8 protein-coding genes are annotated in these 14,403 nt (G+C 62.8%); 2 read left to right on the top strand and 6 right to left on the bottom strand.

Going from position 1 to position 14,403, the window contains the following annotated elements; genetic code table 11:
- Window positions 1–20: 20 nt before the first annotated feature.
- The 5 genes from UC34_RS18995 to UC34_RS19015 all read right to left on the bottom strand — a co-directional run bounded on the left by UC34_RS18995 (window position 21) and on the right by UC34_RS19015 (window position 10,732).
- Window positions 21–659: a response regulator gene (locus tag UC34_RS18995; protein ID WP_044456793.1), complete on the bottom strand. Its 639-nt coding sequence runs from the start codon at window positions 657–659 to the stop codon at window positions 21–23.
- 422 nt (window positions 660–1,081) lie between these two features.
- Window positions 1,082–2,587, bottom strand: a complete 1,506-nt coding sequence (locus tag UC34_RS19000; RefSeq protein WP_044458405.1) for an efflux transporter outer membrane subunit — start codon at window positions 2,585–2,587, stop codon at window positions 1,082–1,084.
- A gap of 259 nt (window positions 2,588–2,846) precedes the next feature.
- The gene (locus tag UC34_RS19005; protein ID WP_044456794.1) at window positions 2,847–6,011 is read right to left on the bottom strand and encodes a multidrug efflux RND transporter permease subunit; all 3,165 of its coding nucleotides are present in this window, start codon (window positions 6,009–6,011) and stop codon (window positions 2,847–2,849) included.
- A complete protein-coding gene (locus UC34_RS19010; RefSeq protein WP_072617508.1) occupies window positions 6,008–9,232 on the bottom strand; it encodes an MdtB/MuxB family multidrug efflux RND transporter permease subunit in 3,225 nt (1,074 codons plus the stop codon). Before UC34_RS19010 ends, UC34_RS19005 begins: the two co-directional genes overlap by 4 nt.
- Before the next feature lie 138 nt (window positions 9,233–9,370).
- Window positions 9,371–10,732 carry an MdtA/MuxA family multidrug efflux RND transporter periplasmic adaptor subunit gene (locus UC34_RS19015; protein ID WP_237165154.1) on the bottom strand — a complete coding sequence of 454 codons (1,362 nt, stop codon included), beginning with the start codon at window positions 10,730–10,732 and terminating at the stop codon, window positions 9,371–9,373.
- 624 nt (window positions 10,733–11,356) lie between these two features.
- Between UC34_RS19015 and UC34_RS19020 the strand changes: the two genes are divergently transcribed.
- Together UC34_RS19020 and UC34_RS19025 are read left to right on the top strand one after the other, a co-directional pair.
- Window positions 11,357–12,076 carry a response regulator gene (locus UC34_RS19020; RefSeq protein ID WP_084070817.1) on the top strand — a complete coding sequence of 240 codons (720 nt, stop codon included), beginning with the start codon at window positions 11,357–11,359 and terminating at the stop codon, window positions 12,074–12,076.
- Between the two features lie 202 nt (window positions 12,077–12,278).
- The gene (locus UC34_RS19025; RefSeq protein WP_044456796.1) at window positions 12,279–13,553 is read left to right on the top strand and encodes an ATP-binding protein; all 1,275 of its coding nucleotides are present in this window, start codon (window positions 12,279–12,281) and stop codon (window positions 13,551–13,553) included.
- 320 nt (window positions 13,554–13,873) lie between these two features.
- On the opposite strand, the gene UC34_RS19030 is transcribed toward UC34_RS19025, so the two are convergent.
- Window positions 13,874–14,164 carry an H-NS histone family protein gene (locus UC34_RS19030; RefSeq protein ID WP_044456797.1) on the bottom strand — a complete coding sequence of 97 codons (291 nt, stop codon included), beginning with the start codon at window positions 14,162–14,164 and terminating at the stop codon, window positions 13,874–13,876.
- Between the last annotated feature and the right edge of the window lie 239 nt (window positions 14,165–14,403).

Genomic DNA, 14,403 nt, shown 5'->3' on the forward strand with positions numbered 1-14,403 from the left:
CAGGCGCGCTCGCTCGCCGATCAGGTGATACCCGAGCGCGTGGCGTAGTGGTAGAGATCGACATCGCGATCCAGGCCGAGCTTGCGCATGGCGTTCGTCTTTTGCGAACTGACGGTTTTGACGCTGCGGCTCAGTTGGAACGCGATTTCGCTGATGGTCAGGCCCGAGACGAACAACCGCACCACTTCCACCTCACGCCCCGAGAGCTTCGACGCGTCGATGTCCGTGTCGTCGACCACGGCGTCGTGCAACCGCGTTGCCAGCCCGGCGGGAATGTAGCGGCTACCGTCCGCAACGACACACACGATGTCGGCAATCGAGCTTTGCTCGTCGAGCTTGGAGAGAATCGAGTGGACGCCGAGCTTGAGCATGCCGCGCAGAATCGCAAGGTTCTCCAGCATCGTCACCACGATGATCTTGATGTGAGGGAAATACCGGCGAACGTAGCCGATGAGAAAAAGCCCGTCCTTGAAGTTGCCTCCGGGCATGGAAAAGTCGGTCACGAGAATATCGCAAGGCGCCTTGGCCAGCAGGTTCACCAGTTCCGACGAGTTGCCGGCCTCCCCGACCAGATGGATCATTTCCCGCTCTTCGAGCAGACGCCGTATGCCAAAGCGCACAATCGGATGGTCATCTGCGACCACGACATTGATCGTCATCCTTGTCCCCTTTTCTATGGGTCGTTGGCAGGCCGCCGCCGCGCCGCGCCACACGCGCGCCGCTTCACGCCGGCCGTCACTGCGAAGTGGGTCCATTCTGGCAAAAAGGGATCACGACGACCGAGTGGGAAACGTCACATAGTCGGAGTGCGAGGTCCGGCTTGCAACGCGTTGTGGTCAACCGGCGCGAAGCCCGCATGCTGCCCGATAGAGCGGGTACTGCCTCCAACGACTTGACGGGACTCGCGCAGAGGTGAAATTGCACAGACGCGCATCGGCAAGGTTTGTGCTACTCGCGTTACTGGCGTTCGAAAGATTCGCAGCACCGGTTTCGGGCGTTCCGATCACGAAAGTCGGAATTCCCTTAAACACCGATGCTGGATTTGGTGAGCGGCTCGCCATGAGCCTCGAAAAATGCGTAGCTACTCCTGCGCTGCGGCAGTGGATGCCTTTACCGCATCCGGCGTAGCGCTCGCGCCGCCGCTCGCCGCGGCGCCCTCGGGCGGCAAGCCGTGCCAGCCACCGCCGAGTGCGGTCACGAGCAGCACATTCGCCGTGAACTGGCGACCGAGGATGGTTAAAGCCGTACGTTCCGTGGTGTACGCGGTCGCTTGCGCCGTCAGCACGTTTTGGAAACCGACAGTCCCTGCCTTGTACTGATTCAGGATCAGTTGCGCGGCCTCGCGCGACGATTGCACGGCCTGATTCTGCACAGCGGCCTCACGCCCAAGGTAGTTGAGCGCGGCCAGATTGTCTTCGACCGCCTGGAACGCGGCGAGCACCGTCTGGCGGTAAGTCGCGACCTGTGCGTCGTACGCTGCGATGGCCGCGTCCGTCTGCGCACGTCGCAAGCCACCGTCGAAGAGCGTGGCCGCCAACGCCGGACCCACCGACCAGAAGCGGCTCGGCAGCGTCAGCCAGTCGGCAAAGCTGTTGCTCTGGAACCCGCCGGTCGCCGAGAGCGAAAGCGTGGGGAAGAACGCCGCTTTCGCCACGCCAATCTTCGCGTTTGCCGCCACCACCGAACGCTCGGCCGATGCAATGTCCGGACGACGCTCAAGCAGTTGCGACGGCAGGCTCACCGGCACCGGCGGCAACGCGGCACGCAACGGTGACGGCGTGAGGGAAAAGGCGGCGGGCGCCTTGCCCACAAGCAACGCTATCGCATGTTCCAGCTGCGCACGCGTGACTTCAATGTCGAGCGCCGCCGCCTGAGCTTGCTGCAACTGCGTTTGCGCCTGAATCACGTCGGAGCGTTGCGCCACGCCCACGGCATATTGATTTTGCGTCAGCCTGAGCGTCTGCTCGTACGCCGCAACGGTGCGATCGAGCAACGCCTTTTGCTCGTCCGTCACCCTCAGATCGAAGTAGTTCTGTGCAAGCAATGCCTGCGCCGACAGGCGCGCGTTGGCGAGATCTGCGGCACTGGCTTCGGCGCTCGCATTGCCTGCCTCGACGGAACGGCGAACGCTTCCCCAAATGTCCAGTTCCCAACTCGCGGTACCCGACAGACTATAGCTGTTCGAGATACCGCCGACCCCCGAACCGCTGATCGCCGTATTGCTCACGCGCGAGCTGCTGCGCGTCACGCCGGCATCGGCGCCGATGGTCGGGAAAAAAGCCGCACGGGCCTGCGAGGCGACAGCCAGCGCCTGCCGGTAGTTGGCCTCGGCGACTTTGACATTCTGGTTGTTGATGTCGACCTGATGCATCAGCGCCGAGAGCACCGGGTCCTGATAAATCGCCCACCAGTCGCCCTTGGCAAGTGCATCGCTCGGCTCGGCGAGCTTCCAGTCGCCGGTCTCCTTGAACGCTGCGGGTGTGTCGATGTCAGGCCGTACATAGTCGGGACCCAGCGCACACCCGGCGAGCCAGAGTACCGCGCTCGCCGCGAAATACGTCGCCGAGCGGCGCATACGCGACGACATCGCGATGCCCCTCGCCTTCCGCTGCGCCGTTGCCGCTTGTGAACGAGGACGGGGGACTTGACGAACGAGATTACGAGACATGGCACACATCGGCCCATCGGCCGCGACAGAGATTTCGGAAGACGCAGAGCGCGCGGACGAGACCGACGCAACGGCCAAATCGTTCACAGCGGACCCATCGGTCACATCGGTCACATCGAACGATAGCGACGATAAACGCGCGTCGCCACCACGATCTCGCGTCGCATGACGAAGCAGATCAACCATGGCCGACCTCCCCGACGTCGCTGTGGCCGCGACGGCCGCGCGCACGCCAACGCGCCCAACGCAGACGCAAACGATCGAGATACAGATACACCACTGGGGTCGTATAGAGCGTGAGCACCTGACTCACGAGCAGTCCGCCCACAATCGAAATGCCCAATGGCTGACGCAGTTCCGCGCCATCGCCAGTACCGAGTGCGAGCGGAATCGCGCCGAGCATGGCAGCCATCGTCGTCATCATGATCGGGCGAAAACGCAACACGCACGCCTGAAATATCGCTTCACGCGGCGGCAGGTTCTGACGCCGCTCCGCATCCAGCGCGAAGTCGATCATCATGATCGCGTTCTTCTTCACGATACCGATCAGCAAAATCACGCCGATGAGCGCAATGATGCTGAACTCCGTATTGAAAAGCAGCAGCGCTAGCAATGCCCCCACGCCCGCCGATGGCAGCGTCGACAAAATCGTCAGCGGATGAATGTAGCTTTCGTAGAGCACCCCCAGCACGATGTACACCGTCAGCAGCGCCGTCAGGATAAGCATCGGCTGAGATGAGAGCGCCGACTGGAACGCCTGCGCCGTGCCCTGAAAACTGCCCTGCACCGACGTCGGCATGCCCAGACGATCCACCGCGTCCCGGATCGACGCCTGTGCCTGCGAAAGCGACACGCCCGCCGGCAGATTGAACGAGATCGTGCTCGCGGCAAACTGTCCCTGATGCGAGACCCCGAGCGCCGTATTGGTGGGCCGATATCGCGCGAACGCCGAGAGCGGCACCTGCGCCCCCGCCGACGTCACCACATAAATGTCCTTGAGCGACTCGGGACTTTGCCACCACCGCGGTGCGACCTCCATCACGACCTTGTACTGGTTGAGCGGGTTGTAGATGGTCGAGACCTGACGCTGACCGAACGCATCGTTAAGCACATTATCGATCTGGCTCATCGTCAATCCGAGACGCGACGCCTGATCGCGGTCGATATCCAGCGTCGTCTGCAACCCCTTGTCCTGTTGATCCGTGTTCACGTCGGCGAGATTCGGCAGACGCGAAATCGCATTGCGCATCTTCGGCTCCCACTCGCGCAACTGCTGGAGGTCATCCGCCTGCAACGTGTATTGATACTGCGCATTGCTCGAGCGCCCCCCCACGCGAATATCCTGCACCGATTGCAGATAGAGCATCGCGCCAGGCTCCTTGGCCAGCTTGCCGCGCAACCGTGCAATGACCTGATCCGCGGAGAGCTTGCGCTGTCCCAATGGCTTGAGCGTGACGAACATCGAGCCGCCGTTGCGGTTCGAACCGCCGGTGAAGCCCGTGACCGTCGCGACATCGGGGTCGGCCTGCACGATCTTGATGAAGTCCGCGAGCTTCTTCTCCATCGCCTGGAACGAGATCGCCTGGTCGGCCTGAATGAAACCGATCATCCGCCCCGTGTCCTGCTGCGGGAAGAAGCCTTTCGGCACCACCATATAGAGCCATACGTTCAGGCAGATCGTGGCAAGCAGAATCAGCAGCATGAGCGGCCCATGCCGCAGCGCCCACGCAAGCGAGCGCTCGTACTCGCGCAGCATTGCCGCGAACATGCGCTCGATCCAGTCTCCCATGCGTGTCCACACCGACGCTCGCTTCGGGGGTTCCGGGGCGAGCGGTGCGGCCTCCACAGGCACGCCCGGCGCCGCCTTGCCCTTGAGCAGGCGCGCGCACATCATCGGTGTCGTCGTGAGGGAGACGACCAGCGACACCATGATCGCCGCTGACAGCGTGACGGCGAACTCGCGAAACAGCCGCCCGACGATCCCGCCCATGAGCAGCAGCGGAATAAACACCGCCACCAGCGAAATGCTCATCGACAACACGGTGAAACCGACTTCGCGCGTGCCCTTGAGCGCCGCCGCGAACGGACTGAGACCTTCTTCGACGTGCCGCGAGATGTTCTCGAGCACGACGATGGCATCGTCCACCACGAAGCCGGTCGCGATGGTCAGCGCCATGAGCGACAGGTTATCGAGACTGAAGCCGCAGAGATACATGATGCCGAACGTGCCGATCAGCGAGACCGGCACCGCCACGGTCGGGATCAATGTCGCCCGCCAGTTACGCAGGAAGATGAAGACGACCATGATCACGAGTCCGATCGAGATCAGCAACGTGCGTTCGACTTCCTTGAGCGAGGCCCGGATCGTCGGCGTGCGATCCATGACGACATCGAGGTTGATCGCCGCCGGAATCGAGGCACGCAGGTTCGGCAAAATCCTGTTGATACCGTCGACCGTCTGAATGATGTTCGCCCCCGGCTGCGTCGTGATGATCAGCAGCACCGACGGCTTGCCGTTCGCCGATCCGGCATTGCGCAGATCCTGCACCGAGTCGACAACATCCGCGATATCCGAGAGTCGCACCGGGCGACCGTCCTGATAGCTCACGATGACGGGCAGGTACTCCTTGGCCGTCTTGGCCTGATCGTTGGCAAGAATCTGCCAGCGGCGATCCCCGTCTTCGAGCGCGCCCTTCGGTCGGTTCGCGTTGACGGCCTGAATTGCCGTGCGAACGGTCTCGAGCGGAATCTGGTACTTGTTGAGCGCCGTCGGGTTGAGCTCGACGCGCACCGCCGGCAACGAGCTGCCGCCAACCGTCACATCGCCCACGCCTTCGAGTTGCGAAATTTTTTGCGCGAGGATCGTGGACGCTGCGTCGTACATCTGCCCGCGGGTCATGCTCTCGGACGTGAGCGCGATGATCATCACCGGCGCGCTGGCCGGGTTCACTTTGCGATAGGTCGGATTGCTCGGCAGTCCCGTGGGCAACAGGCTGCGCGCGGCATTGATCGCCGCCTGCACGTCGCGCGCCGCACCGTTGATGTCGCGAGAGAGATCGAATTGCAGCGTGATGCGGGTCGAGCCCAGCGAGCTGTTCGACGTCATTTCCGTGACGCCCGCAATGCGCCCGAGCGAGCGCTCCAGCGGCGTCGCCACACTGGCAGCCATGGTCTCCGGGCTTGCGCCGGGCAGCGACGCCGAAACGGAGATCGTCGGGAAGTCGACCTGAGGCAGCGGCGAGACGGGCAGCAGCCCGAAGGCGACGATGCCCGCCAGCGTCACCCCGATGGTGAGCAGGACGGTCGCGACCGAGCGCCTGATGAAGACAGCCGACAGGTTCATCGCGCCGGACCGTCCGTAGTGATGGCGCCCGCAGGACCGCTACCGCCGCCGGGACCGCCAGCATTTCCAGGACCCGCGGGACCACCGGGCCCCCCACGATCGTCGTGACCGCCCTGCGACGTATCCTCCGACGGCCCGAAGCGACGCTCGCGCCATGCGCGCGCGCGCAACGCCCAGCGGTCGAACCAGAGGTAAATGACTGGCGTAGTAAAGAGCGTCAACACCTGACTGACCATCAGACCGCCGACCATCGTAATACCGAGCGGCTGACGCAACTCGGAGCCGACGCCCGAGCCGAGCATGAGCGGCAGCGCCCCCAGCACCGCGGCCATCGTCGTCATGAGAATCGGACGAAAGCGCAGCAGGCACGCCTGATAGATCGCCTCACGCGGCGCCATACCGTGCTCGCGCTCCGCTTCGAGCGCGAAGTCGATCATCATGATGGCGTTCTTCTTCACGATGCCGATCAGCAAGATGATGCCGATGATCGCAATGACGCTGATGTCGTTGCCCGAGACCATGAGCGCGAGCAAGGCCCCCACCCCGGCCGACGGCAATGTCGACAGAATCGTAATCGGATGAATGTAGCTCTCGTAGAGCACGCCCAGCACGATGTACATCGTCACGACCGCGGCGAGAATCAGCCACAACGTGTTCGAAAGCGATGCCTGGAACGCCTGCGCCGCGCCCTGGAACGTCGTCTGCGTGCTTATCGGCAACCCGATGGATTGCTCGGCCTCGGTGATCGCCTTGACCGCCTCGCCAAGCGACGCCCCCTTGGCCAGATTGAACGAGATCGTGGCCGCAGGGAATTGCGCCTGATGGTTGATCGCGAGCGGCGTGGGTTTTTCCACGATCCTGGCAAACGACGTGAGCGGCACCTGCACCCCTGACGAGGAGGCGACGTAAATCCCCTTGAGCGCGTCCGGCCCGCGCTGGTAATCGTTGGCCACCTCCAGCACCACCCGGTACTGCGACGCTTGCGTGTAGATCGTCGAGATCAGGCGCTGACCGAAAGCGCTGTACAGCGTCTGGTCGACCGACGCCGGCGTCACCCCCAGACGGCTCGCCGTATCGCGGTCGATGTCAACGTACGCCTGCAGTCCGTTGACCTGCAGATCGCTCGTGACGTCAGCCAGTTGCGGCACGTGCTGCAACTTCTCGACGAGCTTCGGCACCCAGACGCCCAGCGTATCCAGACTGGGGTCCTGCAACGTGAACTGATACTGCGTGCGACTGATCCGGTCCTCGATCGTCAGATCCTGCACCGGCTGCATATAGAGTGCGATCCCCGGCACCTTCGCCACCTCGGGCTGAATTCTGCGAATGACCTCGGAGGCGTCGACGCCGCGCGTGGCCTTGTCCTTGAGGTTGATGAGCAACCGCCCGCTATTGAGCGTAGCGTTCACGCCGTCCACCCCGATGAACGACGACACCGACTGGACCGCCGGGTCCTTGAGGACGGCCGCCACGAGCGCCTGCTGCCGCTCGCCCATGGCCGCGAACGAGATCGACTGGGGCGCCTCGGAAATCCCCTGAATCACGCCGGTGTCCTGCACCGGAAAGAAGCCCTTCGGCACCCACAGGTAGAGCAGCACCGTGAGCACCAGGGTGCCGAGCGCGACGAGCAACGTCGCCCGCTGCCGGTCGAGCACCCACGTGAGCCACTCGCCATACTTCGCAATGATGCGGTCGAACATCGCGCCGGTCTTGCGATAGAACTTGCCCTGCTTCTCTTCCGGCACGTGGCGCAACAGTTTCGCGCACATCATCGGGGTAAGCGTGAGGGAGACGACGGCGGAGATGAGGATCGACACCGCGAGCGTGATCGCGAATTCGCGGAACAGGCGCCCCACGACATCGCCCATGAACAGCAGCGGAATCAGCACCGCGATCAGCGAGAAGGTCAGGGAAATGATGGTGAAGCCGATCTGTTCCGCGCCCTTGAGCGCGGCCTGCAACGGTTTCTCTCCCTGCTCCATGTAGCGGGCGATGTTCTCGATCATCACAATGGCGTCATCGACCACGAAGCCGGTCGCAATGGTCAGCGCCATGAGCGTGAGGTTATTGATCGAGAATCCGGCGAGATACATCACGCCGAAGGTGCCGATCAGCGAGAGCGGCACCGCGACACTGGGAATGATGGTCGCCGAAACGTTACGCAGGAACAGGAAGATGACCATCACCACGAGCGCGACGGCAAGAATCAGCTCGAACTGCACGTCGGAGACCGACGCGCGAATCGTCGTGGTGCGATCGGTGAGCAACTGCATGTCGATGCTGCCCGGCAGCGCCGCCTGCAACTGCGGCAACAGCGCCTTGACCTTGTTGACGGTCTCGATCACGTTCGCACCGGGCTGACGCTGCACATTCACCACGATCGCCGGCGTGGTATCGGCCCACGCGGCGAGCTTGGTGTTTTCGGCGCCATCGATGACATCCGCAATGTCCGACAGCCGGATCGGGCCACCATTCTTGTAAGCGATGACCAGATTGCGGTATTCGTCGGCCGACGCCAATTGATCGTTGGCGTCGATGGTCGAGGCGCGCAGCGGCCCGTCGAAACTCCCCTTCGCCTGATTGACGTTCGCCGCCGCGATCGACGTGCGCACATCTTCGATATTCAATCCGTATGACGTGATCGCACGGGGATTGACCTGGATGCGCACGGCCGGACGCTGCCCGCCGGAAATGCTCACCAGACCGATGCCCGGCAATTGCGAGATCTTCTGCGCCACACGCGTGTCCACCAGATCCTGCAACTTCGGCAGGGGCATGGTTTTGGACATGATCGCCAGCGTGAGAATCGGTGTGTCCGCCGGGTTGACCTTGTTATAGATCGGCGGCATGGGCAAATCGCTCGGCAGCAGATTGCTGGCGCTATTGATAGCTGCCTGCACTTCCTGTTCGGCGACATCGAGCCCGAGGTCGAGCGAGAACTGCAACGTAATGACCGACGCGCCGCCCGAACTCGTCGACGACATCTGGTTGAGCCCCGGCATCTGACCGAACTGACGCTCCAGCGGTGCGGTGACCGACGAGGTCATCACATCCGGACTGGCGCCCGGATAGAGCGTGACCACCTGAATGGTCGGATAGTCGACTTCCGGCAGCGCCGAGAGTGGCAACAGCCGGTAGGCGACGAAACCGGCAAGCAGGATCGCCAGCATCAGCAGCGATGTGGCGACCGGTCGGAGAATAAACTGGCGGGACGGATTCATTGGCTACGTTGAAGGGCGTCTCTTTTTTGGTGGCATGAGCGAAGCTCGAGCGGAATCTGAGCGGAACCATGGGGGAGCGAGGCCAGGAAGCGACGGTCTGCGCGTGCGCCCCGTTGCCTCCCTACCCCCTTTTGTCCCTTACTGACCCTGACGGCGATGTGCGCCGCCATTGCCGCTACGCTTCTCGCCCGGTTCACGCGGCGCTACGGCCGCCGCGCGGCTCTCGGGCGTAATCACTTCGACCTTTGCGCCGTCGCGCAACTTGTCCATGCCGTCGATCACCAGCTTCTCGCCCGGCTCGATGCCCGACTCCACCGCCGTATGGGTGCCGTCGGTCGGACCGAGCTTCACCGTCTTGAGCTTGACCGTCTGGTCTGCCTGCACGGTGTAGACGAAGCTGCCTTGCGTGCCGCGCTGCACGGCCGCGCTTGGAATGAGTGTCGCGCCCTTGAGCGTGTCCACCAGCATCTTCACGTTGACGAACTGATTCGGGAAAAGCATGCCGTCCGCGTTGGCGAACTCGGCCTTGAGCTTTACCGTGCCCGTCGTGGTATCGATCTGGTTATCGATGGATGCAAGCTTGCCTTGCGCCAGCCGGATCTTGCCGGCGCGGTCGAAGGCCTCGACGGGCAGCGCTTCACCAGCGCGCGTGCGTGTGACGACCTTCGGCAGATTGTCTTCCGGAATCGTGTAGACGACCGTGATCGGCGTGACTTCGTTGATGATGACGATGCCGTTGGTGTCCGACGCATGGATGATGTTGCCCGGATCCACCTGACGCAGGCCCGCAAGGCCCGAGACTGGCGCACTCACACTCGCATATGTCAATTGCAGTCGGGCGTTATCGAGTTGCCCCTGATCCGACTTGACGGTCCCTTCGTACTGCTTGACGAGGGCCCGCTGGGTGTCGACCGTTTGTGTCGCGATCGAATCCTGCTTGAGCAGCGTTTCGTATCGGGCGAGGTCGAGCTGCGCGTTCTTGAGCAGCGCCTGATCGCGCGCCAGCTGGCCTTCCATCTGGGTGACCTGCACCTGGAACGGTCGCGGATCGATCTCGGCGAGCAACTGCCCGGCTTTGACGAGGTCGCCTTCCTTGAAATGCACCTTCATCAGTTGGCCGTCCACCCGCGAATGCACGGTGACGCTTCGTGTCGGCGTGACGGTACCTAGCCCGTTGAGGAACACCGGCAGATCGCCCGTTTTCGCAACGACGGCAGTCACCGGGGTCGCCGGCGCCCCCGCGCCGGCCATGCCGCCGGGCGGTCCACCGCGACGACCGCCGGTCTGCGCCTGGCCGCTGGCATTTTGCGAATGCAGGCGGTAGTAGACACCCCCGGCGATGAGCACGACGATCAGTCCGATCACCCCCGGCACGAGCCAGCGGCGCGTGCGCGACGGCGCGGGGGATGACGAAACCGCGGGTGTTGGCGGCGCCTGCGGGGCAGGCGAACGCTCAGAACCGTTCGGTTTATCGGAACCGTGGGGACCGTGCTCGGTCATGACTTCCTCGTAACAGCGGAGTAGTTGGCGGATTCGTCCAATCCGGACGACGTTCTTTTTTATCGGATTGCTGCGTCGCGGCAAATCGCCCGAAACGTCGGAAACGCCCGGACGACGACGCACACTTCATTGGCTGATCAGCATAGCAGACGCTTGCAACAGGTTGATGCGATGGCTTGTTACAAGTGCTTTCTCTGTGCCGGCGCTCGGAAAGATCCGATGCAGCAGAAAGACCCGCCGCATCGGCGAAAGGTTCTCGATTCAGGTGCGATTGGCCGCTGTGGCGGGCTTCGCATCGCCCGACCGAGCCTTACCGATCCTTACCGAGCCTTACCGCGCCTTACCATGCACGAGCACGCCTTGCCGTGATTTGCCTCGCCGCAGCGTTCTCGTGACATGAGACGTGCAGCTGGGTAGGAATCGACTTCCGGAAAACGGTGAATCGGGAAGTCTGATTAAGAGAACGAACTTTACGCGACGCCCGCGAAATTCATGCGTCATCGAAGCTCGCTCTATTATTACGCATCGTTACAGGCGACCAAGACTGTAATTTCCGGAAACAAAACACGTGCAAAGCTGTGCAGGGAGGCCACTATCATGACGACACAACCTGTCCGAACGAATATGAAGATTCTTGTTGTCGACGACGATCCCGATCTGCGTGACCTGCTGCGCGAGTATTTGAGCCGCCACGGCTTCTCCGTGGCGGTGATGCACGATGGCGAAGGGCTGGCTGCGCGCCTCGAGCGGGAGCGCCCCGCCCTGATCGTGCTCGATCTCATGATGCCCAAGATCGACGGGCTGACCGCGCTGCGCGACCTGCGCGCGCGAAATGACGACGTGCCGGTCATTCTGCTGACCGCGCGCAGTGACGAGATCGATCGTATCGTGGGGCTGGAAATCGGCGCCGACGATTACCTTGGCAAGCCCTTCAGCCCGCGTGAGCTGCTCGCCCGTATCAACGCCGTGCTGCGTCGTCGCAAGACCCCGGACGCGGCCGTGCCGGAACAGCGCGAAAACTACGCGTTCGGGCCGTTCATGCTCGACTTCCGCAGCCGCACGCTCACGCGCGACGCGCAGTTGCTCACGCTCTCGGACGGTGAGTACGGATTGCTGCGTCTGCTCGTGAACCATGCCATGCAGGTACTTTCGCGCGAACGCATCATCGAATTGCTGTACGGCGCGGACAGCGACGTCAACGACCGCGGCATCGACGTGCAGATCTGGCGCCTGCGCCGTCTGCTCGACGAAGACGCGCAGAGCCCGCGCTTCATCCAGACCGTGCGTGGACGCGGTTACATCTTCGTTCCGGACGGCCAACGCGCCGACATGGCTGCCGGTTGATGCGTCGGCCATCCGCATTCGACACGTGCCCGACGTGCCGCACCGACACTAGGTACGGCGTTGCCATCGTTTCGCTCGGCGACGCCACTTCCCGGTCTGGCGAGGACTCCGGCATGCAGCCGATATCGTTTTCATTCGCCCCGCCGGCGCATGCGTTGCCTACGGTAGCGACGGCACCGGCGGCCCGGTCGCGGAGCCCTCTATGAAAGGCCGTTTCGATACGCTGTTCGGCCGGCTCGCCCTGCTGATCATCGCCGCGCTGGTCATCAGCCACTTCTCCTATCTCACGATCCTTCGCAGCGATCACGACGACACGCGCGTGCAGAACGCCGCCGAGCAGATGGCCTTCATCATCAAGGCTGCATCGGAGGTCCATGAGGGCAATTCGAACCTCACACTGCCCGATCTCGTGCAGGTGGTGCCCGTCTCGCTCGCGCATGGCGACGTGTTCGAGCCCGCCAACAAGAGCGCACGCCTGACGACGGAACTCGCCCGCCGCCTGCCTGCCGGCACGCAATTGCGTGTGGAGCACACGCCGCCACCGCGTATCTGGGCCCGGCTGCCGGACCGCGACTACTGGATCGCCACGCCAATCCTGTCCGTGCGCAACCCGCCGGGAACCGCCACGATCCTGCCCGGACTGGCGGCCGTGCTCGGTATCACCGTCATCTTCGCGCTCTTCGCCGCGTGGCAGTTGCAACGCCCGGTACGCGACATGGCCGCCGCCGCAGAGCAATTGGCGACCCATCGCGTTCGAACGCAGGTCAAGGAGCGCGGACCACTGGAGCTGCGCCAGCTGACCGAGCGTTTCAATCGCATGAGCCAGGACATCGTGCAGACCGACCGCGAACGCAATACGATGCTCGCCGGCATTGCACATGACCTGAAGACACCGCTCGCGCGCCTGCGACTGCGCGCGGAGATGCTCGACGACGTGCAGATGAGCGAAGGCATCACCCGCGATGCCGAATCGATGACCCGTATCGTCGATCAGTTCCTGCTCTTCGCGCGCGGCGTGGAACTCGATAGCGCTGCGTCGCCCGTTGAGGCCCGGCTCCCGGCGCTTGCCGCGCCGTTCCTCGATCAGGGCTACGCGGTCGAGCTCGATCTCCAGGCGGGACCGGGTTTCAAGCTGCGTCAGACTTATCTCGAACGCATCGTGAACAATCTGCTCGATAACGCAGTGACTTACGGACGCGCACCGCTCGCGATCCGTACTTCGCAAGACGCGGGGGGCTGGCGCCTCGTGATTGAAGACAGTGGTCCCGGCATTCCCAATGAGGACATCAACCGTGTGGTGCGCCCCTTCGTACGCCTGGATCCGGCGCGTGGCGGTAACGCGCATTGCGGCCTGGGACTCGCCATCGTCGACAAGCTCACCCAGCAACTCGGCGGCCGAGTGTCGTTTGCGAACCGTCCCTCGGGCGGTTTGCAAGTCACGCTGATGTTCCCGCCGGACGATCCCGGGGCGGAATAACGCCTCGCCCCGGTCAGACGCCAGAAGCCAGACGCCGTTCTCACAACGGTAAATGCGTACGTCCGGCGCAATTCCCACCCAATGAAAAAACCCGCCGTCGATGAACGAACGGCGGGTTTTATCTTTTACGGCACTGCATCACATCAAGCCACAGCCAGGCGATCCGGGTTGGGGGGCAATGCGACTACTGGGCTGCGCTTTACTGCTCTCAGGGACACGATGGAGACGGCAAGGTGCTGTGCGAGTGAGACACAGCGACCTTTGCTCCCCAGCCACCCTGGCATGTGACCGGCAATGCCAGTCCGGCTTACGCCGGCGGATTACTTGATCAGGAATTTCTCTTTGTTCTTCCCGACCCACTTCGGCGCGCGGCCACGGCCCGACCACGTTTCGCCGGTAGCCGGGTTCATGTATTTCGGAGCGATTTGCGCACGAACGGCGCGGCGGCGGCCGTCCGACGTGGCAAGACCCAGATCCTTCGCAGTGAGATCATATTCCTGGATCTTCTGCTTGACGGCGGCAATGACCTCGGCCACTTCACGGGCACGGGCCTCTTCGATCTGCTTTTCGATTTTGTCGCGTTGCGCGACCAGTTCCTTATAGCTTGCCATCTGGCGTGTCCTTACATTGTTAAAAATGGATCGCCACTTAAAATAGCACGAGTTTTAATAATTTGAAAACCGCATTTCCGGCAAATGAGTCTGAGGACGCACAAATCGCATTGAATTGTCCGAGAGACACTTCAGACAATGCACACAAACAGGGCATCAATACGGATTACCGCCACATGCGCTACGGCGATAATCCAGCGAATATCGTCCGCCCGAGAAGCCGATTTCCGCCGCTACTT

Source organism: Pandoraea vervacti (genome assembly GCF_000934605.2).
Taxonomy (GTDB): domain Bacteria; phylum Pseudomonadota; class Gammaproteobacteria; order Burkholderiales; family Burkholderiaceae; genus Pandoraea; species Pandoraea vervacti.

Coding starts and splice junctions, on each gene's coding strand:
- UC34_RS19000 (WP_044458405.1), bottom strand. CDS start 2,587: ATGTCGTCGCGTATGCGCCGCTCGGCGACGTATTTCGCGGCGAGCGCG.
- UC34_RS19030 (WP_044456797.1), bottom strand. CDS start 14,164: ATGGCAAGCTATAAGGAACTGGTCGCGCAACGCGACAAAATCGAAAAG.
- UC34_RS19025 (WP_044456796.1), top strand. CDS start 12,279: ATGAAAGGCCGTTTCGATACGCTGTTCGGCCGGCTCGCCCTGCTGATC.
- UC34_RS19010 (WP_072617508.1), bottom strand. CDS start 9,232: ATGAATCCGTCCCGCCAGTTTATTCTCCGACCGGTCGCCACATCGCTG.
- UC34_RS18995 (WP_044456793.1), bottom strand. CDS start 659: ATGACGATCAATGTCGTGGTCGCAGATGACCATCCGATTGTGCGCTTT.
- UC34_RS19005 (WP_044456794.1), bottom strand. CDS start 6,011: ATGAACCTGTCGGCTGTCTTCATCAGGCGCTCGGTCGCGACCGTCCTG.
- UC34_RS19015 (WP_237165154.1), bottom strand. CDS start 10,732: ATGACCGAGCACGGTCCCCACGGTTCCGATAAACCGAACGGTTCTGAG.
- UC34_RS19020 (WP_084070817.1), top strand. CDS start 11,357: ATGAAGATTCTTGTTGTCGACGACGATCCCGATCTGCGTGACCTGCTG.